The organism is Mesorhizobium sp. BH1-1-4, assembly GCF_020165665.1.
GTDB lineage: Bacteria > Pseudomonadota > Alphaproteobacteria > Rhizobiales > Rhizobiaceae > Mesorhizobium.
The window spans coordinates 40,461-63,093 of sequence record NZ_JAIUIN010000019.1 but is presented as its reverse complement, the minus strand read 5'-3'; the positions used below and the strand labels follow the sequence as shown (position 1 = coordinate 63,093).

Annotated in this window: 20 protein-coding genes; 12 read left to right on the top strand and 8 right to left on the bottom strand. The window is 65.2% G+C overall.

Annotated elements, in window-relative coordinates; genetic code table 11:
• Window positions 1–33 precede the first annotated feature (33 nt).
• The 5 genes from LB569_RS24770 (at window position 34) to LB569_RS24750 (ending at window position 4,970) form a co-directional block, all read left to right on the top strand.
• A complete protein-coding gene (locus tag LB569_RS24770; protein ID WP_224694492.1) occupies window positions 34–1,572 on the top strand; it encodes a sugar ABC transporter ATP-binding protein in 1,539 nt (512 codons plus the stop codon).
• Window positions 1,573–1,626: 54 nt separating this feature from the next.
• Entirely contained in the window at window positions 1,627–2,622 is a 996-nt protein-coding gene (locus tag LB569_RS24765; RefSeq protein WP_140703193.1) for an ABC transporter permease, read from the top strand.
• An 83-nt stretch (window positions 2,623–2,705) separates the two neighbouring features.
• Window positions 2,706–3,485: an SDR family NAD(P)-dependent oxidoreductase gene (locus LB569_RS24760; RefSeq protein ID WP_224694450.1), complete on the top strand. Its 780-nt coding sequence runs from the start codon at window positions 2,706–2,708 to the stop codon at window positions 3,483–3,485.
• The gene (locus LB569_RS24755; RefSeq protein ID WP_224694449.1) at window positions 3,482–4,087 is read left to right on the top strand and encodes an SDR family NAD(P)-dependent oxidoreductase; all 606 of its coding nucleotides are present in this window, start codon (window positions 3,482–3,484) and stop codon (window positions 4,085–4,087) included. Before LB569_RS24760 ends, LB569_RS24755 begins: the two co-directional genes overlap by 4 nt.
• The gene (locus LB569_RS24750) at window positions 4,071–4,970 is read left to right on the top strand and encodes an aldose 1-epimerase (protein ID WP_140703199.1); all 900 of its coding nucleotides are present in this window, start codon (window positions 4,071–4,073) and stop codon (window positions 4,968–4,970) included. Before LB569_RS24755 ends, LB569_RS24750 begins: the two co-directional genes overlap by 17 nt.
• On the opposite strand, the gene LB569_RS24745 is transcribed toward LB569_RS24750, so the two are convergent.
• The 4 genes from LB569_RS24745 to LB569_RS24730 form a co-directional block, all read right to left on the bottom strand.
• On the bottom strand, window positions 4,967–5,728 hold the full coding sequence (locus LB569_RS24745) for an SDR family NAD(P)-dependent oxidoreductase (RefSeq protein ID WP_140703201.1): 762 nt from the start codon (window positions 5,726–5,728) through the stop codon (window positions 4,967–4,969). The two genes, LB569_RS24750 and LB569_RS24745, sit on opposite strands and share 4 nt — an antisense overlap.
• Window positions 5,725–7,278: a sugar ABC transporter ATP-binding protein gene (locus LB569_RS24740; RefSeq protein ID WP_224694448.1), complete on the bottom strand. Its 1,554-nt coding sequence runs from the start codon at window positions 7,276–7,278 to the stop codon at window positions 5,725–5,727. The genes LB569_RS24745 and LB569_RS24740 overlap by 4 nt, the downstream gene beginning before the upstream one ends.
• A gap of 54 nt (window positions 7,279–7,332) precedes the next feature.
• Entirely contained in the window at window positions 7,333–8,295 is a 963-nt protein-coding gene (locus LB569_RS24735; RefSeq protein WP_224694447.1) for a sugar ABC transporter substrate-binding protein, read from the bottom strand.
• A 66-nt stretch (window positions 8,296–8,361) separates the two neighbouring features.
• Complete coding sequence (locus tag LB569_RS24730) at window positions 8,362–9,372, bottom strand: ABC transporter permease (RefSeq protein ID WP_224694446.1); 1,011 nt, start codon at window positions 9,370–9,372, stop codon at window positions 8,362–8,364.
• A 245-nt stretch (window positions 9,373–9,617) separates the two neighbouring features.
• On the opposite strand from LB569_RS24730, the gene LB569_RS24725 reads away from it, so the two are divergent.
• Window positions 9,618–10,658, top strand: a complete 1,041-nt coding sequence (locus tag LB569_RS24725; RefSeq protein ID WP_140703209.1) for a LacI family DNA-binding transcriptional regulator — start codon at window positions 9,618–9,620, stop codon at window positions 10,656–10,658.
• A gap of 288 nt (window positions 10,659–10,946) precedes the next feature.
• Here LB569_RS24725 and LB569_RS24720 read toward each other — a convergent pair whose 3' ends face one another.
• Genes LB569_RS24720 through LB569_RS24705 form a run of 4 tightly spaced genes read right to left on the bottom strand, consistent with a single transcriptional unit; the run spans window position 10,947 to window position 14,769 of the window.
• Window positions 10,947–12,125 (bottom strand): mandelate racemase/muconate lactonizing enzyme family protein, encoded by a 1,179-nt coding sequence (locus LB569_RS24720; RefSeq protein ID WP_224694445.1) that lies wholly within the window; start codon window positions 12,123–12,125, stop codon window positions 10,947–10,949.
• Window positions 12,126–12,134: 9 nt separating this feature from the next.
• The gene (locus LB569_RS24715; RefSeq protein WP_224694444.1) at window positions 12,135–13,124 is read right to left on the bottom strand and encodes a transketolase family protein; all 990 of its coding nucleotides are present in this window, start codon (window positions 13,122–13,124) and stop codon (window positions 12,135–12,137) included.
• Window positions 13,121–13,969, bottom strand: coding sequence for a transketolase (locus tag LB569_RS24710; RefSeq protein WP_140703215.1), 849 nt, complete (start codon window positions 13,967–13,969; stop codon window positions 13,121–13,123). The genes LB569_RS24715 and LB569_RS24710 overlap by 4 nt, the downstream gene beginning before the upstream one ends.
• A gap of 5 nt (window positions 13,970–13,974) precedes the next feature.
• Window positions 13,975–14,769, bottom strand: a complete 795-nt coding sequence (locus tag LB569_RS24705; protein WP_224694443.1) for an SDR family NAD(P)-dependent oxidoreductase — start codon at window positions 14,767–14,769, stop codon at window positions 13,975–13,977.
• Window positions 14,770–14,888: 119 nt separating this feature from the next.
• On the opposite strand from LB569_RS24705, the gene LB569_RS24700 reads away from it, so the two are divergent.
• The 6 genes from LB569_RS24700 (at window position 14,889) to LB569_RS24675 (ending at window position 22,589) form a co-directional block, all read left to right on the top strand.
• Window positions 14,889–16,109, top strand: a complete 1,221-nt coding sequence (locus LB569_RS24700; protein ID WP_224694442.1) for a mandelate racemase/muconate lactonizing enzyme family protein — start codon at window positions 14,889–14,891, stop codon at window positions 16,107–16,109.
• 137 nt (window positions 16,110–16,246) lie between these two features.
• Window positions 16,247–18,640, top strand: a complete 2,394-nt coding sequence (locus tag LB569_RS24695; RefSeq protein WP_224694491.1) for a thiamine pyrophosphate-dependent enzyme — start codon at window positions 16,247–16,249, stop codon at window positions 18,638–18,640.
• Between the two features lie 33 nt (window positions 18,641–18,673).
• Entirely contained in the window at window positions 18,674–19,684 is a 1,011-nt protein-coding gene (locus LB569_RS24690) for a C-terminal binding protein (protein ID WP_224694441.1), read from the top strand.
• Window positions 19,681–20,406 carry an E3 binding domain-containing protein gene (locus LB569_RS24685; protein WP_224694440.1) on the top strand — a complete coding sequence of 242 codons (726 nt, stop codon included), beginning with the start codon at window positions 19,681–19,683 and terminating at the stop codon, window positions 20,404–20,406. The genes LB569_RS24690 and LB569_RS24685 overlap by 4 nt, the downstream gene beginning before the upstream one ends.
• A gap of 82 nt (window positions 20,407–20,488) precedes the next feature.
• Window positions 20,489–21,259 carry a GntR family transcriptional regulator gene (locus LB569_RS24680; protein ID WP_224694439.1) on the top strand — a complete coding sequence of 257 codons (771 nt, stop codon included), beginning with the start codon at window positions 20,489–20,491 and terminating at the stop codon, window positions 21,257–21,259.
• A 265-nt stretch (window positions 21,260–21,524) separates the two neighbouring features.
• The gene (locus LB569_RS24675) at window positions 21,525–22,589 is read left to right on the top strand and encodes a substrate-binding domain-containing protein (protein WP_224694438.1); all 1,065 of its coding nucleotides are present in this window, start codon (window positions 21,525–21,527) and stop codon (window positions 22,587–22,589) included.
• The last annotated feature ends 44 nt before the right edge of the window (window positions 22,590–22,633 follow it).

The window sequence follows — 22,633 nt, the reverse complement described above, 5'->3', positions numbered from 1 at the left end:
GCCGTTTTGGCCCACCGGCTGCTGTCAGGCATGATGAATTATTCCGACACCTCCATCGCCGCGACCACTCCGTTCCTCAGTCTCGAGAACGTGCGCAAGACCTATCCGGGCGTCGTGGCGCTGGACGGGTTTTCCATGGAGGTCCGGCCGGGCGAGGTCATCGGCCTGGTCGGCGAGAATGGCGCCGGCAAATCGACGCTGATGAAGATCCTCGGCGGCGTCACCACGCCCGATACCGGCACCATCACGGTCGACGGCACCGCCCATAACAGCCTGAGCGTGGAGGGCAGCCTGGGTTCGGGCATCGCCTTCGTCCACCAGGAACTCAATCTGTTCGAGAACCTCGATGTCGCCGCCAACATCTTCTTTGGCCGCGAGCCGCTGCGCGCCGGGCCGCTGAAGCTGGTCGACCGGGCGAAGCTGCGCGACATGGTGGCGCCGCTATTGAAGCGCGTCGGCGCCAATTTCTCCGCCGACACGCAGGTCGCCGATCTGTCGCTGGCGCAGCAGCAGATGGTCGAGATCGCCAAGGCGCTGTCGATCAAGGCCAGGCTGGTCATCCTCGACGAGCCGACATCGAGCCTGCCGCTCGCCGAGACCGACAAGCTGCTCGACGTCATCAAGGCGCTGAAGGCCGACGGCATCTCGGTCATCTTCATCTCGCACCGGCTGCACGAGATCGAGCGCGTCGCCGACCGCGTCGTGGTGCTGCGCGACGGCATGCTGGCCGGCACGCTCGGCAAGCGTGACATCAACCACGACCAGATGGTCAAGCTGATGATCGGCCGCATGCTGAAGGAGCGCGAAAAGGCCTCCGAGGCGGCGCGGGCGCCGGGCGCCGTGGCGCTGTCGGCCAAGGCAATCCGCACCCCAACCTATCCCGGCCGGCCGGTCGATCTCGATGTCAGGCGCGGCGAAATCCTGGGGCTCGCCGGCCTCGTCGGCTCCGGACGCACCGAATTGGCGCGCGTGTTCTTCGGCATCGACGCCAGCCTTGGCGGCGCGCTGGAGCTCAACGGCAAGCCGCTTACCCTCGGTTCAGCGGCGGACGCCGTCGCGCAAGGCATTTTCCTGGTGCCGGAAGACCGCAAGCTGACCGGCATCCTGCTCGACCTCTCGATCGCGCAGAACATTTCGCTGCCCAACCTGCCGGCGCATGCGAAGCGGTCCCTGGTTTCCGCGAGTGCCGAGACCGTGACCGCCGAGAAGCAGAAGAAGGACCTCGGTATCAAGGCGCCTTCGGTGCAGACGCGCACCGGCACGCTGTCGGGCGGCAACCAGCAAAAGGTCGTGCTCGGCAAATGGCTAGCCATGAACCCGAAGGTGATGATCCTCGACGAGCCGACGCGCGGCATCGACATCGGCGCCAAGGCGGAGATCTACGGGCTGATGCGGGCGCTGGCCGATGCCGGCGTCGCCGTGCTGATGATCTCCTCCGACATGGAAGAGGTGATCGGCGTTTCCGACCGCATCGCCGTCATGCATGAGGGCCAGATCTCGGGCATTCTCGACAAGGACCAGTTCAGCCAGGAAAACGTGCTTTTGCTCGCGGTGGGCAAGCAGCCGAAATAATTTGCCTGGGTCGCGCCAACGCGATCCGTCCAGGCCGGCATTGGGGAGAAGACGATGACAAAGAAAGATCTCGGCCTGCTGATCCTGATCCTGGTGGTCGGCGCGATCGTTGCCATCATCAATCCGCGCTTCCTGTTGCCGATCAATCTCGCCAACACCTCGAACCTGATCGGCCTGTTCGGCATCCTGTCGATCGGCCAGGCTTTCGTCATCATCACCGGCGGCATCGAACTCTCCGTCGGCTCCGTCGTCGCGCTGCTGGGCACGCTGTTCATCGACTTCATCGCCGTGCGCGGCATGGGATGGCCCGTTGCCTTCGTGCTCATCCTGGTGCTCGGCGCCATCATCGGGCTGGCGCATGGCTGGCTGATCACTAGGCTGAAATTGCAGCCCTTCGTGGTGACCTTGTGCGGTCTGTTGATCTATCGCGGCGTCGCGCGCTTCTATACCGCCGACGGCACGGCGGGTTTTGCCTTCGGCCAGAATTTTCCCGATCTCGAATTCCTCACCGCCGGCCGCTCCTGGGGCGTGCCGAACTCCTTCTTCGCGCTGATCGTCATTTCCATCGTCATGTGGGTGGTGCTGCACCGCTCGGTGTTCGGGCGCTATCTCTACGCCATCGGCAAGAACGAGGAGGCGGCGAAATATTCGGGCATCCGCACCGGGCGTGTCGTCATGGCGGCCTATGTCATCTGCGGCGTGCTCACCGCGCTGTCGGCGATCTATTTCGCCATGTATACGCGCTCGATCTCGCCGGCCAGCCATGGCCAGTTCTACGAGCTCTACGCCATCGCGGCGGCGGTGCTCGGCGGTTTCTCGCTGCGCGGCGGCGAGGGCTCGCTGATCGGCGTCCTCCTGGGCACGGTGCTGCTGCAGGAATTGCAGAACCTGGTCAATCTGCTCGGCATCCCCTCCTCGCTCAACTTCGCGGTGATGGGCGGCGTCATCCTCATCGGCGTGCTGGTCGACCAGCAATGGGGCGTGTTCCGGGCACGCCGGCGGATGGTCGATGCCGCCCGCAAGGGCGCGGTCGGCGCGGCCGCGGAATAAGTCCCGCGCCCGTGTAACTGCTTGTCCCTGCCGGCAGATTATTATAATAGCATAACCGGTGCTGGCGGGGGAGCTGACGGGACATGCGCTGCGATTTGCGAGGCAAGGTAGCGTTGGTCACGGGAGCCGCCGGGGCGATCGGCGGCTCGATCGCCAAACGCCTGTCGGACAATGGCGCGGCGGTCGTCGTGGCCGACATCAATGGCGAAGGCGCAAAAGAAGTCGCGGCCGGCTTGGGCGATGCGATGGCCTGCGCCACCGATATCCGCGACCCGGCCTCGGTGGACGCCGCGATCGCCGTGCTCATGCAACGCTATGGCCGCCTCGATATCCTGATCAACAATGCCGGCGTCAACACGCTGGCGCACCGCGTCACCTTGGAGGAATTCCCGACCGAGGAATGGGACCGCATCACCGGCATCGACCTCGACGGCCTCTACATCACGAGCCGCGCGGCACTGGCCCCGATGCTCGCCGCCGGCAAGGGGGGGCGCATCGTCAACATCGCCTCGGTGGTCGGGCTTGCCGCGATGCGGCTGCAAAGCCCGTTCGTCGCCGCCAAGGCCGGCATCATCCATCTGACACGCTCGATGGCGATAGAACTCGGCGGCAGGGGCATTCTCACCAACGCCATCGCTCCGGGTTCGGTGATGACGGCGCTGACCGCCAAGCTGTTCTACGGCGAGGACGGCAAGTTCGCCGGCCGCACGCAGGAATTCCTCGCCCATGTGCCGCTGGCCCGGCCGGCCCAGCCGGAAGAGATCGCCGAGGCGGTGCTGTTCCTGGCCTCGCCGGCGGCCAGCTATGTCAATGGCCAGGTGCTGGCGGTCGATGGCGGCTGGACGGCGGGATACATGATGTGAGCGGGGCTATGGAAATCGATCTCGCCGGCGCGACGATAGAACTGGAAGGCGCCAGCAATCCGGTCGCCGAGGCCGCACTCGCCGCCTTGCGCGCCAATGGCGGCCGCATCATCGAAGGCACGCGGCCCGCCGGCGTGCCGCCTCCCGACATCGTTCTGGTGTCATGCCCTTTGCGTCCGGGCACCACGGCGGAAAATCCCGGCACCTTGTATGCGGCCGCGCGCAAGGCGGCGGTGGCCATGACCGAGCGCGGCGGCGGACGCATCGTCTTCCTGCTTTCGGTGGCCGCCGGCATGCCGATGCGTCGCCATCCGCGCTTTTCCATGGAGAACGCCTCGATCCTGGCCGGCATGCGCACGATGGCCATGGAGTTCGGCCCCAAAATCCTGGTCAATGCCGTCGGTGTCGGCTTGGTTGAGGACGAGGCCATGGTTTCGGGCGACAAGGCTATGCTCAGCCACGTCCCGGTCGACCGCGCCGGCAATATCGAGGAAGCGGTTGCGGCCGTGCTGTTCTTCTGCGATCCACTCAACACCTATACGACGGGCCAGATGCTGGGCGTCGACGGTGGATGGATGGCGGGCTATGGGCGTAATTTCTGAACCGCTGACACTGAAGGCCGGCGCGCTCGAGGTCGGGCTTGTGCCTGACATCGGCGGCTCCGTCAGTTCACTGCGCTGGCGCGGCGTCGATCTGATGCGCCGGCTTTCGGAGGATGATCGCAAAGCCGGCAATGTGCTCGGCGTTGCCATGTTTCCGATGACGCCCTATGCCAACCGGATCGCCGGAAATGTCTTCGATTTCGCCAGGAAACGCTGGCAGGTCGCGCCCAACAACCCGCCGGAAAAATACAACGTGCATGGCAGCGGCTGGCAACAAGCCTGGACCGTGGTGGAGGCAGGAACAGCCAGCGCGATCCTGACACTGGATATCGCCGCCGGAGCCGACCCTTATTTCTATCGCGCGACGCAAGCTTTCGTCGTTTCCGGTGGAGGGCTTGGTGTGACCATGACACTGACCAACACCGGGCCGGTTGCCCTGCCGTTCGGCTTCGGCCTGCATCCCTGGTTCGACCGCGATCCGGATGTGACGCTGCAATTCAAGGCCAGGCGTTTCTATCTCGAAGAGCCCGACGGCGTTTCCGGCGATCCCATCGGCTTGCCACCCGAACTCGACTTCGCCGAAGGCCGGCCGCTGCCGGCGGGCTGGCGCAACAATGATTATGGCGGCTGGAACGGCGAGGCGATCATCCGCTTTCCCTCGCGCGGTGCTGGGCTGCGGATCACGGCCGATCCGATCTTCAGGCATCTGATGCTCTATGCCGATCCGACCAAGCCATATTTCTGCGTCGAGCCACAGACCAACGCATCCGGGGCCTTCAATCGGGGCCAATGGGATGATCCGGAAGAGGGCGTCATCGTGCTTGGCCCGGGGGAAAGTGCAGCCGGCGCTGTTTCGTTCATGCCCTTCGCGCTTCAATCCTAAAGCAGCCGCGCCAGCAGACCGCCATCCACTTGCATGGCGCTGCCGGTGACGAAGGACGCGGCGTCCGAGATCAGAAAGCCTATCGCCGTGGCGATCTCCGAGGGATTGGCGATGCGGGCGATCCGGTTGGGCTCGAAGGAGAGGCCCAGCGCTTCCGCGCCGCCGGCGGCCTCCAGGCCGTCGAGCGTCATTCTCGTGGCGACCGAGCCGACCAGCACGGCGTTGACGCGGATGCGGTCGACGGCATAGTCGAGCGCCATCTGCCTGGACAGGCCGACGACCGCTGCCTTGGTCGCCGCATACGCCGGCACGCCTGGAACCGTGGCGTCGGCATGCACGGAGGCGATGTTGACGATCGAGCCGCCGCCCGTCGCGCGCAGCAGCGGCAGGGTTGCCCGGCAGACCCGGAAGATCGCGGTCAAATTGACGGCGATCGTCCTGTCCCAATCCTCGTCGGAAAGCTCTTCCAGTCGCTTGCCGGTCGGATAGATGCCGGCGCAATTGACGACCGCGTCGAGCCCGCCAAACCGCTCTTGCGCCGCCACCACGGCGGCCTGGACGTCCGCTTCGCGGGTGAGGTCGCTCTCGCGGAAGATCAGCCGGCTTTCGCCATAGCGGCTTGCGAGTGCCTTGCCGTCATCGCCGTCCAGCCCGGCGCCAAGGACCTTGGCGCCCTCGGCGACAAGATAGTCCGCCGTCGCCCGGCCGATCCCCGTCGCCGCGCCAGTGACGAAAACGCGTTTGCCGGCAAATGTCATGCCGTAACCTGTGCCTGGCGCTCGGCCTGCGCCTTGGTCACCGAACGCAAGACGCGGCCCTCGCCGCCTTCGCCACGGCCGAATTCGTCGACGATGCGGCCATCGGCGACAACGAGGCAGCGGTCACAGAGGCCGATCAGTTCCTCAAGTTCCGAGGCGACGATCAGCAGCGCGACGCCCTTGTCGGCCAGCTCGACCACCAGCCTATAGATCTCGTGGCGGGTTGCGGCGTCGACGCCCTTGGTCGGCTCGTCGAGCAGCAGCACCTTCGGCGCCCGCATCAACACGCGGGCAAACAGCAGTTTCTGCTGGTTGCCGCCCGACAGATGGGTGACGGCGGCCTGCGGCGACGAGGCCTTGACGTTGAGAGCGCGCATGGCTGTAACGATGGCGCCGCGCTCCAGCCCGCCGCGCACCACGCCGTGCCGCGACAGGGGCGCGAGATTTCCGATGGTGATGTTGGCGCCGACCGGCAGGTTGAACAGCAGGCCGTCGCGCTTGCGATCCTCGGTCAGCAGCGCGATGCCGGCGGCACGGGCATCCCTGGGCGATTTGATCGATACGGCTTGCCCGCCGACATGGATCTCGCCCTCGGCCGGCACCCGGCCGTAGATGCCGTGCAGGATCTCGCTGCGTCCGGAGCCGAGCAGACCCGCCAGCCCGACGATCTCGCCGGCCGCGACGGACAGGTCGATATCCTTCGCGCCATGGACGGCACCGCCATGGCCGGCGACGGTGAGATGGCGAACCTCTAGCGCGGCCGGCGCGCCCACAGGCGCGGCGTGCTCGGGGAACAGCCGCTGCAACCTTTGGCCGGACATCGAGAAGATGAAGGTCTCGGCGTCGAAATCCTCGCGGGCAATGCGCACCGCCACCTGCCCGTCGCGCAGCACGGTGGCGCGGTCGCAGATGGCGAGCACCTCCGGCAGGCGATGGGTGATATAGATCATCGCCACGCCTTGCGCCTTGAGCCGGCGCAGCACGGAAAACAGCGCATCGACTTCGGTGCCAGAGAGCGAGGCGGTCGGCTCGTCCAGCATCAACACGCGCGGCTTCAGTACGATGGCACGCGCGATCATCACCAGATGGCGCTGCGCCGAGGTCAGCGACGCGACATAGGCCCTGGGGTCGATATCGATGCCAAGATCGGCGAAGATCTCGGCCGCCCGTTGCTCGAGCTTCCGCTGGTGAACCAGCACGCCGTCGCCGAGGCCCGTGCGACCGGCAAAGACATTTTCGGCGACGGAGAGCTGTTCGAGCACCTCGATTTCCTGTGGAACGTAACCGACGCCGTTCGACCGCGTGTCGGCCGGCGAGGCAAAGCTGACGGGCCGGCCGTCGAGCTGGACGGTGCCGGTGTAGGAGCCGGCCGGATGTACGCCGTTGAGAATCTTGACCAGCGTCGACTTGCCGGCGCCGTTCTGGCCTAGCAGAGCGTGGATTTCACCAGGGACCACGTCGAAATCGACCCCGCGCAACGCCTGCACGCCGCCGAAATTCTTGGTGATCGCGGTGGCTGAAAACAGCGGCGCTTGGGTGGTGTTGGGCACGGCGTTTCCTCGGAAGGCGCCGAGTCCGAGCAAGCGCGGATCCGGCGGCAGGTGTTACTGACCGGCGCTGTCCAGCATCTTGTAGTAGGGGTCGAGGTCGGCCGCGGTGATCACCTTGGCCGGCAGCGGATTGCTGTAGGGAACCGTCTTGCCCTGGGCGAGGTCGCCGAGCAGTTCGGCAACCTTGGCGCTCTCCTCATAGAGCGGCTGCGCGACGATGCCGTAGGCGGCGCCCGATTTCACCAGGTCGAGGTTCTGCCTGATGTAGTCCATGCCGATGATGACGACGTCGCGTCCGGCCTTGCGGGCGGCACCCGACCAGGTCTGGATGCTGTTGCCGGTGGTGCCGAAGGCGGCGGTCACGTCGGGATTGCCCTGCAGGATGGCCACCGCCTTGGCTTCGGCCGCCGAGGGCTCGAAGCCTTCCATCTGCGTGTCGAGCACCTTGATGCCGGGATACTTTGCCGCGATGGTCTTGCGGAAGGCGTCCGACATGGCGTTTTCGGTGTCGTTGGAGGCGCCTTGCGTCAGCGCCACCGTGCCCTTGCCGCCAAGCTTTTCGCCGATGGCGATGGCCGCATTGGCGCCGACCTCGCCGATGTCCTCGCCGGTCGCCGCCTTGAGGCCGTTGACGGTGCCTTCGGGCGGCAGGACGTGCCAGGTGACGATCGGGAAGCCCTCCTTGGCAAGCTTGGTGATGTAGGAATAGATCGCCGGGTCCACCCCGTAGACCCCGATGGCGTCATATTTGGTGCGGGCGAGTGCTGCCTCGGCAAGCGGCAAGGTCGCGGGAATGTCCCAGTTGGTGGCGCTCGGGTCGCCGACGACCTCGCAGGTATAACCGAGTTCCTTGCACTTGTTGAGGAAGCCCGCCTGCATCAGCCTGTGCACGGGGTGATCCTTCATCGCCTGCACCCAGAGCAGGTGAACGTCGGCCGCGCGGGCTAGGCCCGCCGAGCCCAGTGCGGTGGCGACCGTCGCCGCCAGCAGCGCGGCGCGGATCAAGCTTTTCTTCAAGTGAATTCCCATGCCTTACCTCCCTTGGTTTGCCGGCATGTTCGCCGGCGCAATATCCCGGCCGGCTCAGGCGCCGGCAATGAAGTAGCGGCGGCGCACGATGTCGAGGCCGACGGCCATGACCATGATCACGCCGACCGCGATCTGCTGCCAGTTGGAGTTGACGCCGATGACGACGAGGCCGCTCTGCACCACCTTCAGCATCAGGATGCCGACGACACCGCCGGCGACCGTGCCGGCGCCGCCGAACAGGCTGACGCCGCCGACCACGACACCGGCAATGACGGTCAGTTCCCAGCCGCTGCCGATCGAGGTGCCGCCGCTGCCGAGATCGGCCATGACGAACATGCCAGCGATCGCCGACAGCGCGCCGACGGTGATGAAGGCGCCGATCTTGTAGGCACTGGTGTTGATGCCGACGAGATGCGCTACTTCCTTGTTGCCGCCGGTGGCGTACATGTTGCGGCCGAGCACGGTGCGCCGCAGGACAAAATCGGCGACCACGGCGGCGATGATGAAGAAGGCGAAGCTCCAGCCGAGGCCAAAGGCGAGATCGGTGCCGCCGATCGTATTGATCGCCTCCGGAAGCGGATAGACGGGATAGCCGCCGGTCACCACCTGGATCAGGCCCTGGCCGATGAACAGCATGCCGAGCGTCTGGATGAAGGCCGGAATGCCGAGCCTGACGACGATCAGGCCGTTGAGAAGACCGATCAGGGCGCCGACGCCGATGCCGCCGAGGATGCCGACGCTCACCGGCAAAGCGGCCGCGGTCATCAGCTTGGCGGCAACCACCGCCGACAGTCCCGCGACCGAGCCGACCGACAGGTCGAACTCGCCGGCTACCAGCAGAATCGTCTGGCCGATGGCGATGATGCCGACGAACGACACGACGTTGAGAATGGCGCGGATGTTGCGTTCCGACAGGAAGGCAGGTTCGAGCAACCAGAAGAAGGCGACCAGCAGCGCCATCGCCGCCAAAACGCCAACTTCGCCGACGGCAATGAAGCCGATCAATCGCCGCCGGAACGACTGCGCATCCCGGGGCGGCGAGCTCACCTCAGCCGCACTGTTCATTCCTGACCTCCCTGGCGGCGCCTTTCGGCGGCCTCGGGCCGCCGATCGCACCCACGCCGATCCGGCGCGCTCCTCTTCGGCATTAAGATTATAATATTATAACTTGTCAACGGCGAAATGTTCAGGCGGTGCATTAGCCGGTCCATCGCTGGAAAGCATCGGCGGCAAACGCTATGAATGGGCGTTGCAGCGCGATCCCCGGCCCATTGCCATGGTGGATCGTCGGCGCTTTGGAGCCATTCGAGATGACCGATCGGCCAGGGGACGGCCCAGGTGGAAAGAAACCGCCGCGACGCCTCGGCGTGCGCGAGATCGCAAAGCGCGTCGGCGTCGCGCCGATGACGGTGTCGCGCGCGCTGTCCAATCCCGACATGGTCTCGCCGGAGACGCGCGCCAAGGTGCTCGAGGCGATCGAACAGGCCGGCTTCGTGCCGAACCGGCTGGCCTCGAGCATGCGCGGCAACGGCCGCATGATCGGCACGGTGGTGCCGCCGCTGATCAATTCGGGCATTGCCGAACAGGTGCAAGGCATGTCCGACGAATGCCACGAGAGCGGCTATTCGATGCTTTTGGTGCAAGGTGAATTCACGCAGGAGGCCGAGGACAAGGCGATCCGGGCTCTGCTCGGCTGGCGTCCGGTCGGCATGATCCTGCAGAGCTTCGTGCAAAGCGAGACCGCGCGGGCCTTGCTGAAGAACAGTGGCGCGCCGGTGGTGGAAATATCAGAGATCAAGGGTCGCAAACCGATCGACATGGTGGTCGGCGTCTCCAATTTCGAGACCGCCTATGCCATGACCATGCATCTGGCCGCCAAGGGCTACAAGCGGATCGGCTTCGTCTCGACGCCGATCCATGGCAATGACCGTCTGCGGCAGCGCCGCACCGGCTACCACGCGGCATTGACCGAACTCGGCTTCAAGAACCATGCCGACCTGGAGGTCGAGGTACCGATCACCGCGCAGGGCGGTGCGGAGGCGCTGGTGACGCTGACCTCCCGCCACAAGGATATCGACGCGATCTTCTTCTCCAGCGATACGCTGGCCGTCGGCGCCGTGCAGGAATGCCACCGGCGCGGCTGGGCGGTGCCGGGAAAGATCGCCATTGCCGGCTATGGCGACATGGATCTGGCCGCGCAGCTTCATCCGCCGCTGACCACGGTGAAGGTCAACCGCTACGAGATGGGCCGGCGCGCCGTGCGGCAATTGCTGGCAAGGCTCGGCGGCGACACCAAGGTGCCGACCATCACCAGCCTCGGCTTCGAGATCGTCGACCGGGAGAGTGCTTGACGTCTTGATGTTAGCCGAGACGCGCTCTCCAGCTTCGTCATCCTAGGGCGGAGCAGCCGCAAAGCGGCGTCGCGGAGACCCTAGGATCCATTCCGTGACCTCAATCGAGGGCGCGGCGGAGCAGAAATCTTCACCGTTTTCAACGGTTTAGCGTTACGGTATGGATCCTATGGTCTGCGCCGCGTCGCTGCGCTCCTTGCTCCGCCATAGGATGACGAAGGCAGTGAGGATTCGGTCATCTCGAAGACTCGCGATTTGCTTTCCAACGGTCATCACTATCCGAGATACCTAACCACGCATCTCCGTCTCTTCCCGCCGCCCCAACCGCTTCTCCCAACCCTGCGCGTGAACATTGAGATAGGCGTTGGGGTCGTAGGGATGATCCTTGATCGCATCGATGTCGAGGTCGATGCCGAGCCCCGGCGCATCGGGCAGGGACAGGTGGCCATTGTCGGGATTGACGGTCGGATGCCAGCTGACAAGCTCGCGCGTCCAGGGGTCGTTGAAGGCGTCGAAATGCTCCTGGATGAGGAAGTTCGGCACTGCCGCCGCCAGTTGCAGGCACACCGCCGTCGCCACCGGTCCGCCGCTCTGATGCGGCGCGATGTAACTGCCGTGGGCAAGCGCCAGATTGGCAACCTGCATGGATGGCGCAATGCCGCCGAGCGACATCGGCTCGGGCTGGAAGATGTTGACGCCGCCGCCCGCGGCCAGCGTATAGAACTGACCGACCGTGTCGTACATCTCGCCCGTCGCCACCGGGATCGGCGAGCGGTGCGCCACTTCGTGGACCGTCTCCTGGCGGTCGCGCGAGGTCGGCTCTTCCCACCAGTAGATGTCGAGGTCGGCGAACTTTTGTGCGGCCTGCAGCGCCGCGATCTCGGTGAAGCGGGCGTGCACGTCGATCAGGATCAGCGTGTCCTTGGGCAGGTGATCGCGCAATGTCCGGCAGATCGCATAGGAGAGATCCAGTTCCTCGCGCGAAACAAAGCCTTGCGCGGTGCCGAACGGGTCGAGCTTGAACGCCTTGAAGCCCTTGGCCAGCACAGCCTTCGCGGCTTCGAGAAAGGCTTCGGGCGTGCGCTCGGTGCGGTACCAGCCATTGGCATAGCCGAGCACGCTGTCGCGCACCTGGCCGCCGAGAAGCTGATGGATCGGCACGCCAAGGCTCTTGCCCAGTATGTCCCAGCAGGCGACCTCGATGGCCGCGATCACCGTGCGATGGATATGGCCACCGTCGAGCGATACGCTGTCCAGCATGCGCTTGGCCAGCGCGTTGATGCGGAGCGGGTCCTGGCCGATGGCGAGATGCTTGAGCTCGTGCACGCCGGCTTCGGTGGTCTTGATGAAGCCGTTCAGCGTGCCCTCGCCGATCCCGTGGATGCCCTTGTCGGTATGCACTTTGACGAACAGCCAGTTCTTCCAGCCGGCGCCGACGGCAAAGGTCTCGATTTCAGTGATCTTCATGCGAGAATCCTAACTCAATGCGGCAATGGTCGCGATGACGGCCTCGGTCGTCAGGCCGTATTTCGCCTGCAAGGTCGGCACCGCGCCGCATTCGATATAGCGGTCCGGCAGGCCGATGCGCGTCACTGTCTTCGCAATGCCGGCGTCGAACAAGGTCTCGACCACAAGGCTGGCAAGGCCGCCGACGACGACATGGTTTTCCACTGTCACGATACGGTCAGCCGACGCGGCGAATTCGGCCACCGCCCCGGTGTCGAATGGCTTTATGGTCGGCACATGCAGCACGCCGGCGGCAATACCCCGTTTTTGTAAGGCATCGGCTGCATCCAATGCCCTTTCGGTCATCAGGCCGGTCGAGATGATGCCGACATCGCTGCCCTCGCGCAGGCGGCGTGCCTTGCCGATCTCGAAGACATAGCCGGGCTCGAGCACGATGGGCACGCTGCCGCGCAGCAGGCGCATATAGACCGGACCCCGATAGTCGGCGATCGCCTCGGTCGCGGCCTCGATCTCGGTCGCGTCGCAGGGATCGATGATGGTCAGGCCCGGGACCATGCGCATCAGCGCCAGATCCTCGATCGCCTGGTGCGTGCCGCCATAGCCGGTCGTCAACCCCGGCAGACCGGCGACGATCTTGACGTCGAGGTTGGAGTGGGCGAGCGCGATGGCGACGAAATCATAGGCACGCCGGGTCGCGAACACGCCATAGGTGGTGGCGAACGGCACCTTGCCGGTACGCGCCAGACCGGCGGCGACGGCCACCAGATTCTGCTCGGCCATGCCGACATTGAAGAAGCGGTCCGGGAAGGCATCGCGGAACGGCAGGATGTCGGTATATTTGCCGAGATCGGCGGTCAGCCCGACAATGTCGGGGCGGCTCTCGCCGAGCCTTGCCAATGCCCGGCCGAAAGGTGCCTCAACGCTGCGCCGTCCGCCGCCTACGGCCTCGTCCTGGCCCATGGCCAGCGTGCGGCCGGCCTCCATCGCCGCGCCGCTCATTGGCTCGCCCCCACGGTTTTCTCGAACTCGGCGATGATGCCATCCCATTGCGCCACGTCGATGCGGAAGAAGTGCGACTTCTCGGAGGTTTCGATGCGCGGCACGCCCTTGCCGGGCAGTGTGCGCAGCACGATCGCCTTCGGCTTGCCGTTGCGGTTTCTCGCATCCGCCAGCGCGCCAACCACCGCTGCCATGTCGTTGCCGTCGATCTCCGATGTCTGCCAGCCGAAGGCGCGCCATTTGTCGGCGACCGGCTCCATGTCGAGCACGACAGGCCCATCGGCCTGGATGCCGTTGCAGTCGATCAGCGCCACCAGCCCGTCGAGCTTGAAGTGGCTGGCCGACATGGCTGCTTCCCAGGTCGAGCCCTCCTGCATCTCGCCATCGGACAGCTCGACGAAAACGCGTGCGTCGGAACGGTCGATACGCAAGCCGAGCGCCTGGCCGACGCCTTGCCCGAGGCCGTGACCGAGCGAGCCGCCGATCATTTCGACGCCGGGCGTGGTGTCGAGCGTCGACATTTCCAGCCGGCTGTCGTCGGCGCCATAGGTGACGAGTTCATCGACCGGAAGGATGCCGGCTTCGGCCAGCGCTGCCCACAGCGCGATGGAATAGTGCCCGGTCGACAAAAGGAAACGGTCGCGGTCCGGCCACGCCAGATTGGCGGGATCGTAACGCAGTTCGTGAAAGTACAACGCCGCCAGGACATCGGCGATGCCGAGGCCCTGGCCGATATAGCCCTGGCCCTGGCCGCGCGCCATGGTCAGCATATGGCGGCGCAGCAGCATTGCCTTGCGTTCGAGCGCGCCGATATCGGCGCTGCCGGGGGGAGAGTTTCGCGGCATCTGGATCAGTCCTTGTCGAGCCCGCCCGACATGTTCAGCCGCTCGGCGGTCATGTATTTTGGCGCGTCGAGGCAGAGCCACACCACGGCCTCGGCCACCTCGGAAATTTCGGCGCGACGCCCGATCGGGATCCTTCGCGTGCGTTCGTCGAGGAAGGCCTGCAGGTCGTTGCGGCCATTGGCACGGGCCAGATCGATTTCGGTAGAGCGCTGCATTTCGGTGTCCATCATGCCTGGCGCCAAGCTGTTGACCAGTACGCCATAGGGCGCGAGCGCGACCGCCGCAGCGCGGGTGATGGAATCGACGCCGGCCTTGCTCGCGGTGTAGGCGGTGTAGTCGGGCAGCGCCATGCGCGAACCCGGCGAGGTGATGTTGATGATGCGCCCCGAGCGCTGCTCGCGCATCACCCGGCCCGCCGCCTTGCAGGCCATGGCAAGCGCAGTGACATTGAGCGCCAGCGTGCGCGTCCAGGCCTTGAAGGTGGCGTCGAGGAAGGGTTCGATGACGCCATAGCCGGCATTGTTGACCAGAATGTCGATGCCGCCCCAGCGCGCGACGACTTTTTCGACCGCCGCTTCCGGCGCGCCTTCCCCGGTGAAGTCGCTGACGATGCTTTCGGCTTCCGTGCCGGTTTCGCCGATCTGCCTGGCGGTCTCGGCAAGCCCACCGCTGTTGATATCGGTCACCGCGACGAAACAACCGCGACGCGCTAGCTGGATCGCCACCTCGCGGCCGAGGCCGCCGGCGGCGCCGGTGACCAGGGCTCGCTTTAACGTCGTGTTTTGATTTTCGGCAGGCAAGCGAACACCCTCCCCGGTGGCCATCTTGACGTAATTGATACCGGTACCATAAATGCCTGTCAACGAGGATATGCTATTGTCCTGTCGACCGATCGGTCCGTTGGAGTGGGGAGAGAAAGATGAAAGTCGTCGCGCTCGAAACGCTGCAACTGGCGGAATTCCCGTTCCTGTTCTGGTTGCGCGCCCACACCGACGCTGGCTTCGTGGGCACCGGCGAGACCTTTTGGGCGCCAGGTCCGGTCGCCGCCTATATACATGACAATGTCGCGTCCTATCTCCTGGGCAAGGACCCGCGCGACATCGAGCTGCATGACCGTACGCTCGGCAGCGTCTATGTCGGCGCGCGCGATTCCGGCGCCGAGGTGCGCGGAAATTCCGCCGTCAACATCGCGCTGTGGGACATTTATGGCCAGGTGCTTGGCGAGCCGGTCTGGCGGCTGCTTGGCGGGCGCACCCACGGAAGCGTGCCTATCTACAACACTTGCGCCGGCTACAAACATGTCCGTGCCACCAGGAAGAACGCGCTGTTCGAACGGGGCGAGGACTGGTCGCTCAAATCTGGCGATTCGAATGAAGGTCCGTATGAAGACCTGCTCGCCTGGCGCTACAATGCCGGCGATCTCGCCAGGAGCCTGAAGTCGGAAGGCATCGGCGCCATGAAGATCTGGCCGTTCGACATCGCCGCCGAGGCCTCGAACGGCACCCGCATCTCGCTTGTCGATCTCGACAAGGCGCTGGAGCCCTTCCAGAAGATCCGCGACGCCGTCGGCCGCGACATGGAGATCATGGTAGAGCTGCACGGGCTGTGGACCTTGCCGCCTCTGCTGCGTATCGCCGAGGCGCTGAAACCCTACGACGTCGCCTGGCTGGAGGAGCCGATCCGCTACAATGAACTTGACGCCATGGCCGAGCTCGCCCGCCACACCTCCATCCCGATCGCCGCCAGCGAAAGGCTGGCATCGCGGCAGATGTTCAAACAACTGATCGACAAGCGCGCCGCCAGCGTCATCATGATCGACCTCGCCTGGTGCGGCGGCATCTCCGAGGCGCGCAAGATCGCCAACATAGCCGAAGCCAGCGAACTGCCCGTCACCTTGCACGACTGCACCGGGCCGATCGTCTATGCCGCGAGTTGCGCCTTGTCGGCGACCTTGCCCAACGTCAACTACCAGGAAGCGGTACGCGCCTATTTCACCGGCTGGTACAAGGAAATCGTCGCCGACATCCCGCCGGTCAGGGATGGGCAGGTCGCGCCGCTCGAAGGGCCGGGGCTTGGTCTCAGCCTGCGGCCGGAGCTGTTCCAGCGGCCGGACGCCACCGTGCGGATCACCAGAATCTAGCTTCTTACGCGGCTCTTTCGGAGCCAGTAGACATTATGCTATTATAATCTATGATGCATCGAAGCGGGCGATCAACAAGCCCGCCGCCGGCGCTCTGCCGCCCGGTGCCAGACGCATTCAGGGAGGCTTTGGTGGCAATGTCTGCGGCGCGCGCACGCGAGGATTCCAGAGGTGCGTCAAATCTGCCCGACCGGAAAATCCTGCTCGACCTGTTCGAACGCATGGTGCTGCTGCGCCGCTTCGAAAGCATCGCCCAGATCGCCTGCCGCAAGGGCGAAACGCCCGGTTTCCTGCACCTCTATATAGGCGAGGAGGCGACCGGCGTTGGCGTCTGCGCGCATCTCAGGCCAACCGACTGGGTGACGTCGACCCATCGCGGTCACGGCCATGCACTGGCCAAGGGCGCGGACCCGGGACGGGTCATGGCCGAACTGTTCGGCAAGGTCGACGGCATCTGCGGCGGGCGTGGCGGCACCATGCATCTCTACGACCGCTCGGTCGGCCTGTTCGGCACCAACGGCATCGTTGCCGCCGGCATCGGCCATGCCGTCGGCATCGGCATGAGCGCGCGCCAGCAGGGCCGCGACGACATCGGCGTCGCCTTCTTCGGTGACGGCGCCGCCAACCATGGAGGCTTCCACGAGGCGCTCAATTTCGCCGCCGTGCAGCGGGCGCCGGCGGTCTTCGTCTGCGAGAACAATCTCTACGCCACCGCCACGCCGCTCAAATCCGTCACGCTCAATCCCGAGATCGCCAGCAAGGCAGCGTCTTATGGCATGCCCGGCGTGGCGGTCGACGGCAACGACGTGTTCGCCGTCTGGCTGGCGATGAAGGAAGCCACCGAACGCGCCCGCGCCGGCAAGGGCCCGACGCTGATCGAGGCCAAGACCTACCGCACCGTCGGCCACCATGAGGGCGACCCCGTCATCGGCACCTACCGCACGCAGGAGGAACTCGACGCCTGGATCAAGCGCGATCCGATCGACATGTTCCGCAAGAAGCTGATCGAGGATTACGGCATTGCCGACGCCGAAGCCCTCGCCGCCATCGAAGCCCGCGTCGAGAAGGTGGTTGAAGAAGCGCTGACCTTCGCGCGCAATTCGCCGGAGCCTGATCCGGCAACGGTGCGCCTGCATGTTTTCGCCGATCCGATCAATCCGCCCGCCGCCCTGCAGCCACGCGCGGTCGGCGAGACGCGCATGCAAGGCTGGCTCGAAGCCGTGCGCGACGGCATCGCCGAGGAAATGCGTGCCAACAAGGCGATCCTCTATTTCGGCGAGGGCACCGGCGAGCGCGGCGGCAGTTTCGCGCACACCAAGAACCTGTGGCAGGAATTCGGCGCCGAACGGATGGTCGATACCCCGATCTCCGAACAGGGTTTTACCGCCGCCGCCGTCGGCGCCTCGGCGACCGGCGCGCGAACCGTTTCGGACCTGATGTTCGCCGACTTCGCTTTCGAGACCGCCGGCCAGATTTTCCTGCAGGCCGCCAAGCTGCGCTACATGACCAGCGGCCTGATGAGCGCGCCTATGGTGGTGCGCGTCGGCGCCGGCGCGCTGCGCAGCTCTGGCCCGCATCACAGCGGCATCTACCATCCGGTCTTCGCCCACATGCCCGGCCTCATCGTCTGCGTGCCTTCGACCCCGGCCGATGCCAAGGGGTTGATGAAGACGGCGCTGAGGGCCGGCGATCCCGTCATCATGCTGGAGCCCAAGGCGCTGTTCGCGTCCAAGGGCGAGGTGCCTGTCGGCGAACATTATGTCCCGTTCGGCGTCGCGCGCATCGCCCGGGCCGGCACCGACATCACCATCGTCGCCGCCGGCCAGATGGTGCAGCGAGCGCTGGAGGCCGCGGAAACGCTGGCCGGCGAAGGCGTCGAGGCGGAGGTGATCGACCCGCGCACCATCATGCCGCTCGACATCGACAGCATCGTCGCCAGCGTGCGCAAGACGCATCGCCTGCTCGTCGTCGACGAGGCCTGGGCGATGTGCGGCCTTGGCGGCGAGATCGCCCAGGCGATCAACGAATTGGCCTTCGACGAGCTCGACGCGCCACCCGGACGATTGCACACGGCGCCGACCTCGCACCCTTTCGCCCCGGTGCTGGAGCGCGCCATGCTGGTCGACACGGCCCGGATCTCACAAGGTGCGCGCGACGTCATATCGGGCAAGCCGCCGGTCCCGGATCACTGGTACACGGTCGGTCTGAAGAGTGCTGCGCCGGCTAAGCCAGCCCCCGCCCCCGTCAAGGTGGTGCCACCCGCGCCGTCGGCCCAGATGCCTGTCGCCGCCAGCGACGACGAGCCGATAACGATGCCGTTCGGCGACCTCACTGTCAGCGAAGGAACGGTCGTCAAATGGCTGAAGGCGGTCGGCGACTCTGTCAAGGAAGGCGAGCTGATCGCCGAGATCGAAACCGACAAGGCCGTGGTCGAGATCGAAGCGCCGGTCGGCGGAACGCTTGCCGCCATCGATCAGCCGGTCGGTGCTGTCGTGCCGATGGGCGGCCGCATTGGTGGCATCAAGAAATAGATCGTTTTCGACCACGAGATCCGAAGGACTGGCATGAAAATCCTGTGCGCCAACTGGCAAGCCGCCGACGAGGCCGAACTCGAGCGCGAGCATTATCCCCACATCGAGTTCATCCTTGCCCGCTCGACCAATGACAGGGCCGCCGCGCTCGATCCGGCAGCCTGCGAGACGGTCGATGCCGTCATCAACTATTCGCCGACCCATAATGTCGCCGCCGCTCCAACAGCCTTTCCCAAGGCGCGCATCGCGGTGCGCTCAGGCGTCGGCTTCGACAATATCGACACGGCTGGCTGGGGCGCGCGCAAGATCCCGGCCTGCAACGTGCCCGACTACGGCACGACCGAGGTGGCCGACCACGCCATCGGCCTGATGCTGGCACTGACGCGCGGCACGTCAGCCTATGGCGCGGAACTCCGCGGCCATGGCGCCGAAGGCTGGCATTTCTCCAAGGCGCCGCTGGTGCGCCGGCATAAAGGCGCCACCTTTGGCATTGTCGGGCTTGGCCGCATCGGACTCGCCACCGCGCGCCGTGCCGCAGCCTTCGACATGAAGGTGGTGTTCCATGATCCACACCTTCTGTCCGGCGTCGACCTGTCGACCGGCTACGAACGCGTCCATTCGCTGGCCGAACTGATGGGACGGGCCGATGTGGTGAGTGTCCATACGCCGCTCAGTGAGGAAACCCGTCAGCTGCTCGGCGCGGCGGCCCTCGCCGCCGCCAAGCCAGGCCTCGTGCTCATCAATACCGCGCGCGGCCCGATCGTCGACCTCGATGCGCTGGAGACGGCGATGCGCGACGGCATCGTCGGGGGAGCAGGGCTCGACGTGCTGCCGAACGAACCCGGCGATCTCGACCATCCGCTACTGGCGGCATGGCGCCGGCGCGAGCCGTGGATCGTCGATCGGCTGATCGTCACCCCACATGCCGCCTTCTACAGCCCGGCATCGATGCGCGACCTCCGGCTGAAGTCGATCGAGGTGGTGCATGCCTATCTCGCCGAGGGCCGGCTCACCAATTGCGTCAACGCTGAGTTCCTGAAATGAACATGGCCGTTGCGCCGACCCGGCGGCTGGCCGTTTCGCCCTATGCGCGGCGTCTGGCGCGTGAGCGTTCGCTGCAGCTCGAAGCGCTCAGCGGCAGCGGCCCCGGCGGGCGCATCCTGGCCGCCGACGTGATGGGCTTTGTCCCGGCCGCCGTAGCGGCCGTTTCGCCCGAACTCGCCCTTCCCGCAGCGACGTCTTCGATTGCCGCGCCCCGCATCGCGGCCTTCGCGACTTCCGTCGCGCTGGCCGCGCTGAAGGAGCTTCTGGCGGCGCTCGAGAATTCGGGGCGCGCATTCGATATCGATGATGTCCTGCTACGCGCCGCCGGCCGCGCATTTGCCGAGGTGCCGGACGCCGTGGTTGGCGAGGCGGCGGTGGCCCTTGAACTGGCAGGAAGGCAGGTTGTGTTCTCGATGATCCCGGAGGTGCCGCTGACATCGCTGCGCGCGATGCGGCTTTCGGCCTTGGCCGACAGCCGTGACGCGGCGGAAAAGCCGGCGGTGCTGTCCCTGCGGATGCTGCCCGCAAGCGGCATCCGGCCGGTGATGATGCCGCTTCCGCCGGGCCGGGCCATGCGTCTGGCCGTCTCGAGCGGCACGCCAGGCGACCATGCCGAATGCCTGTTGACGGTGGATGCCGCAAGCATCGATGAAGCGACAGCAGCCTTATGGCTTTCGGCGCTGAAATCGACCATCGAACATCCGCTCAGGCTCTTCGTTTGAGACGGTTGACGATCGTCGGCCTTGCCTAGCCTCGGGCGAAGGAAGCTATTATAAAAGCTTCGACACAGGCGCGACGAGGCACATGGACCATTCCGTTCCCACCATCGAAAGTCTTCCCAAGCGCACGCTCGGCCGCGCCAACGGGCCACTTTACCGGCAGCTCGCCGATATCCTGCGCGAGCCGATCGGCAACGGCACCTTCCCGGTCGGCGGCGAGTTGCCGAAGGAGGCGACCATCGCCGAGCATTTCGGCGTCAGCCTGATCACCGTGCGCCAGGCGCTGCGCGATCTCGAGGCCGACGGCCTGATCAGGAAGCGCTCGGCCAAGCCGGCGGTGGTCGCGGCGCGCAGCCCCTCGGTCAATCTGAGCTGGAAGTTCAAGAATTTCGCCGACATGGCGGCCTTCACCAAGGACGCCAAACTGGCGGTGAAATCCTACCGCAAGGAGGTTTCGCCCGTGCTCCAGCGCCATTTCGGCATGGGCAAGGACGAGGCCGGCTATTGCCTGCGCAGCGTGCTGTCGATCGGCGAACAGCGCAAGGCGCAGATCACCACCTATTTTCCGCCCGATGTCGGCGCCCGGTTGAGGCGGGAGGACTTTTCCGACGTGCTGATCTTCCGCTCGGTGCAAAAGCATCTCGGCCTGCGGCTCGACGTGGCGCATGTGACGGTGCGCGCCGAGATCGCCGACGAGGCGGTTGCCGCCGACCTCGGTATTTCCCTTGGGGCCGCCGTGCTGACGGTGGAGATGCTCTACCAGTCGGCGGACCAGCGCAGCATCGAATTCTCCGTCGCGCGTCACCCCGCTGACATTTTCAGCATCACCTACGATGCGCCGAACGACCTGTCCTGAAGCCGCCCGAGGCGGTATTTTCTGATGCTGTCCGCATAGACAGAACCATAAAATTATAATAGCATGATAGCTAGGCTGAGATGCCTGCTTTTCGGGAGACGTCGCGGGGAGGAAATCCGGCGAAATCTTGCCTGCAGGCGCAGTCTTGGGAAGCCCCGGTCAAATTGACATCTGTAATTGGTACCGGTATCATATAAACACCTTCTCAACTGATCAAGATGGCGCAGTCCGTCACCGGCTGGGTAGGGAACACAGGGAGGAGACCATGAAATTGAGGAGCTTGAGCGCCTGCTTCGTGGCGTTTGCCGGGTTGGCGGTGTCTATGTCCGCCACGCCTGGCCATAGCGAAGACAAGAAGCCCTACACTATCTATCTCTCGAACAATTTCGTCGGCAATGACTGGCGCCAGCAGATGGAGCGCGTCGCCAATGTCGCGACCACCAAGGGGCCGCTGAAAGGCCGTGTCGACCTCAAGATCGAGAACGCCGAAAACACCGTCCAGGCGCAGATCAATTCGCTGAACAACATCATCCGCCAGAAGCCCGCCGCCATCCTGATCGATGCGTCGTCGGCCGAGGCGCTCAATCCGACCATCAAGAAGGCCTGCGACGCCGGCATCATCGTCGTCAGCTTCGACCAGACCGTGTCGGCCGAATGCGCTTACAAGATGCATTCCGATTTCGACATCATGGCCAACAACCAGGCCGAATGGATGGCCTCCATCCTCGGCGGCAAGGGCAAGGTGCTGATGGACCGCGGCCTTGCCGGCGCGCCGATCTCGGAACAGTTCGAGAAGAATTTCGGTGCCGTGCTGAAGAAATACCCAGGCATCGAGATCGTCGGCTATTTCAACGGCAATTACGCCGCCGGCCCCGAACAGGAAGGCGTTGCCAGCCTGCTTGCGGCGCACCCGCAAGTCGACGGTATCTTCTCGCAGGGTTATGGCACCGGCGCCATCAAGGCGCTGCAGAATGCCGACCGGCCGCTGGTGCCGATCGTCGCCGCGGCCTTCAACGGTACCGGCGTGACGTGCGCGCAGACCAAGGGCGCCAAATGCTGGCTCGGCGCCAATCCGCCGTCGCTGTCGGCCGAGGCCATCAAGCTCGCGGTCGACATACTCGACACCGGCAAGAAGCCGGCCGACACCACCGTGCTGTTCAATTCACCCGGCCTGACGACGGATATGGTCGACGCCAAATATGCCGCGAATTCCTCGGCGGTGAAGATCGAACTCGGCAAGACCGTATTTCCCGATCTGGCGCCGGGTCTGTCCTTGCCGGTGTCGCCGAACTGGGTTGAAATCACGCCCAAGGAAGCCTCGGGAACCTGACTTTACGGATGCAATGCGCCACTGTCCGGCGGCGCTGTTTCGAA

Excerpts from the sequence above, each read along its gene's own strand:
- LB569_RS24770 (WP_224694492.1), top strand. The coding sequence starts at position 34 with ATGAATTATTCCGACACCTCCATCGCCGCGACCACTCCGTTCCTCAGT.
- LB569_RS24765 (WP_140703193.1), top strand. The coding sequence starts at position 1,627 with ATGACAAAGAAAGATCTCGGCCTGCTGATCCTGATCCTGGTGGTCGGC.
- LB569_RS24760 (WP_224694450.1), top strand. The coding sequence starts at position 2,706 with ATGCGCTGCGATTTGCGAGGCAAGGTAGCGTTGGTCACGGGAGCCGCC.
- LB569_RS24750 (WP_140703199.1), top strand. The coding sequence starts at position 4,071 with ATGGGCGTAATTTCTGAACCGCTGACACTGAAGGCCGGCGCGCTCGAG.
- LB569_RS24745 (WP_140703201.1), bottom strand. The coding sequence starts at position 5,728 with ATGACATTTGCCGGCAAACGCGTTTTCGTCACTGGCGCGGCGACGGGG.
- LB569_RS24730 (WP_224694446.1), bottom strand. The coding sequence starts at position 9,372 with ATGAACAGTGCGGCTGAGGTGAGCTCGCCGCCCCGGGATGCGCAGTCG.
- LB569_RS24725 (WP_140703209.1), top strand. The coding sequence starts at position 9,618 with ATGACCGATCGGCCAGGGGACGGCCCAGGTGGAAAGAAACCGCCGCGA.
- LB569_RS24720 (WP_224694445.1), bottom strand. The coding sequence starts at position 12,125 with ATGAAGATCACTGAAATCGAGACCTTTGCCGTCGGCGCCGGCTGGAAG.
- LB569_RS24715 (WP_224694444.1), bottom strand. The coding sequence starts at position 13,124 with ATGAGCGGCGCGGCGATGGAGGCCGGCCGCACGCTGGCCATGGGCCAG.
- LB569_RS24710 (WP_140703215.1), bottom strand. The coding sequence starts at position 13,969 with ATGCCGCGAAACTCTCCCCCCGGCAGCGCCGATATCGGCGCGCTCGAA.
- LB569_RS24700 (WP_224694442.1), top strand. The coding sequence starts at position 14,889 with ATGAAAGTCGTCGCGCTCGAAACGCTGCAACTGGCGGAATTCCCGTTC.
- LB569_RS24695 (WP_224694491.1), top strand. The coding sequence starts at position 16,247 with ATGTCTGCGGCGCGCGCACGCGAGGATTCCAGAGGTGCGTCAAATCTG.
- LB569_RS24690 (WP_224694441.1), top strand. The coding sequence starts at position 18,674 with ATGAAAATCCTGTGCGCCAACTGGCAAGCCGCCGACGAGGCCGAACTC.
- LB569_RS24685 (WP_224694440.1), top strand. The coding sequence starts at position 19,681 with ATGAACATGGCCGTTGCGCCGACCCGGCGGCTGGCCGTTTCGCCCTAT.
- LB569_RS24680 (WP_224694439.1), top strand. The coding sequence starts at position 20,489 with ATGGACCATTCCGTTCCCACCATCGAAAGTCTTCCCAAGCGCACGCTC.
- LB569_RS24675 (WP_224694438.1), top strand. The coding sequence starts at position 21,525 with ATGAAATTGAGGAGCTTGAGCGCCTGCTTCGTGGCGTTTGCCGGGTTG.